This window comes from Rhizobacter sp. P3_B12, assembly GCF_056402895.1.
This window is the reverse complement of the sequence record NZ_JBFUGN010000784.1, coordinates 1-2971: the sequence shown is the minus strand read 5'-3', so window position 1 is coordinate 2971 and position 2971 is coordinate 1. Positions and strand designations below refer to the sequence as shown.

1 protein-coding gene and 1 pseudogene are annotated in these 2971 nt (G+C 61.2%); both read left to right on the top strand.

Annotated features, from left to right (window positions below; genetic code table 11):
• Positions 1-2008: FG-GAP-like repeat-containing protein (locus tag AC1D01_RS27925; RefSeq protein ID WP_477872206.1), on the top strand; the 2008-nt coding region annotated here is incomplete at its 5' end.
• A gap of 94 nt (positions 2009-2102) precedes the next feature.
• Positions 2103-2971: pseudogene (locus tag AC1D01_RS27920) on the top strand (hypothetical protein); the annotation flags it as partial.

The following is a 2971-nucleotide window of genomic DNA, read 5'->3' as shown; positions in this document are numbered from 1 at the left end:
CTTCTACTACGGACAATACTTCAGTCCTGGGGGCACCGACCAGTGCTTGGCTACGTGTGGAACCTGGCGCAGCCTCGATCTCAACAATGATGGCATTGCCGACCTCGTGCACTTGAAAGACAGCGCGGGCCACTACAGCGTGTGGCTGTCCACCGGAATTGGAACGTTCAGCGTCACAGAATACACCTCGAGTGAGGACCTGACAGTCGGTAGTTGGCAAACGATGGACGTGGACGGCGACGGTATTCAGGATCTCGTGCACCTCAAGGACAACGCCGGAAACTTCTCTTTCTGGTATACGAGCGGCCACGGCACATTCACCGTTTCACCGCAGCCGGCGAATGCTGTCGATACCCAGTTGACCGATGGTGGCTGGTATGTATTGGACGTCAATGCAGATGGACTGCCTGATCTGATGCACGTTCCCACGACTGGTGCTGTTCGCGCGTATGTATGGCGATCCACCGGGGCGCCAGGCAGTGCTTTCGTGACGACCCAGATTTCGAACAACGCTGGCGATTGGATGGGCAGTTCCATGTCAGGGCCAGTGCTTGCATTGGACTTGAACGGTGACGGGCTTGCCGATCTCGTTCATCTCTCCCACAAATTCCAGCCGGCCCAAGGAGCTCCTACCCTTGGTTTTGCTGGTTTTGTGACTTGGATGTCGAAGGGAGACGGTACGTTCGATGTCACCAAGTCGCCTTATCCTGAAGCGGTGACCGGGGGTAGCGTAGGGGGGACCGTGGCGTCGTGGCAGTTGCTCGACGTGAATGGCGACGGCCTGCTTGATCTGGTGAATCTCGCGGGCAACTCTGGCAACGTGATCGTGTTGTTGTCCAAGGGCGACGGTTCGTTTGCGGTATCCCAATTCCCGTCGACAACTGACACCAATCTTGGGGGCGGAAGCTGGCAGGTTCTCGATTTCAATGGTGATGGCTTGAGCGATCTCGTTCATCTCACGACAACCAACGATGACTACCGGATTTGGCTTTCGAAAGGTGATGGCACGTTTGACGTGTCGGCCAGCAAATCGACCGGCAATGTTGATTCTTGCATGACGTGCGGGAAGTGGTTCGCAATGGATACGGCCGGTGATGGCTTCGCCGATCTGGTCCACATGAGCGACGACCAAGGGCGTTACGGCAGCTGGTTTCTTTCTCGCCATTCTGCAGACGTGCCGATGTCGATCTCCAATGGCCTGGGTGCTCGGGTCGCATGGGAGCAGCGAGGTCTTGCGCAGATCCTCGGCAAGTCGGAATCGAGCTATTCGATGTCGGTTTCATCAAGTGGGGGTCGCTGGACAGTCGTTCCACCGATGCAGGTTGTGACGTCATCGCAGGCCACTACTGGCGTGGGTGGCGAGCGCAAGACGACCTACAGCTATGACTCGGCGCAAATGGAGCGCAATGGCCGGGGTTTTCTCGGGTTCAACTGGCTTCAATCGGTCGATGAAATGACAGGCGTCGTGACCCGGACCGTCTCGAACCTGAACTTCCCGTACACCGGCATGACGAGCCAGGCCTTGCAGGGGCTTTCGCTGGCCAGCGGCTTCAACCTAGGCAGCACGACAACGGCCTACGACTGTGTGGACCCGGCGTCGACGACCATCCCGCCGGCTCCGTGCACGGTCGGTCCGGGCAAGCGCTATTTCGTCTACCCGAAGACGGTCGACGCCCGGACCTGGGACCTGAACGGCAAGCCCATGCCGCGCACGCGCACCGAGACGCTTGACGTGGATGCCTACGGCAACGTCGGCCGGATCATCACCTCGACGCTGGACGCAAATGGCAACGCGACGGCCTACGCCAAGACCGTCGTCAACACTTACGCGGCGCCCGACCTGGGCAACTGGTACCTGGGCCGGCTGCTGAAAAGCACTGCGACCTCGACAGGCCCTGACATTCCGGCACCGGTGGTGCAGGGCACGGGCGGGTTGCCGCCCGCACCCGCGCCCCAGCTGCCAGCGCAGTTGCTGCAGGTGATCCTGAGCATCCTGCTCGACGACTGAAGCGCGAATGCCCCTGAAGATTCGCTGAGATTCAAGAACCGATGACACGCCGCCCGTCTCGAGCGGGCGCGGCAAGCCGAGAGGGAGGCCTTCGATGAACAATGACAGGCACATGGAGCAAGGGCGCGGGGTCTGGCGCGGGATGTCGCTGGTGGGCATCCTGCTCGGAGGTCTCATGGTGTCGAACACTGCGTCTGCCATCGAGACCATCACGCGCACCAGTTCGTTCGACTACGACCCGGTCAGCGGCCTGCTGAAGAAGGAAGTGATCGAGCCGGGGTCTGCAGACCTATGCGTCGTCACCGAGTACGGCTTCGATCTGTATGGCCGCAAGACCTCGATCAAGACGCGCAATTGCAACGGCAGCGCTGGCTCTACACCAGGCGCTGTCGTGGAGGCAGCCGTACCGAGTGCTGCCGCGGCATTTCCGGAGCGTGCGGCGAGCAGCGTGTACGACACGGTCGATCCGCGTTTCGTGAAAACAACGACCAACGCGCTCAAGCAGCAAGAGACGCGCGTCTACGACCACCAGCTGGGGGTGGTGACGAGTTCGACCGGGCCGAACCAGCTGACGACGAATTGGACCTACGACGGGTTCGGTCGCAAGCTTCGCGAGCACCGCGCGGACGGCAACGGCACCACCTGGGCCTATCAGTACTGCTCCGGCATCAACGGCGGGACACTCTTTTGTCCGGCGGTCGGCGGCGCCGCCGGTGCCTATGCCGTGACGGCCACGCCGATCCACTTCAGTTCCGACACGGCGTGGGCCGCCAACGGTCCCTACGTGCGCACGTACTACGACAGCCTGGGCCGCGTCACGCGAATCGAGACCCAGGGCGCCGACATCAACGGCACCTCGCAGCTGATACTGCAAGACACCGAGTACGAAGCCAACGGCAACGTCTATCGCCAGAGCCGCCCGTTCTTCGATGGCCAGCCGAAGTACTGGACGGTGTTCCAGCG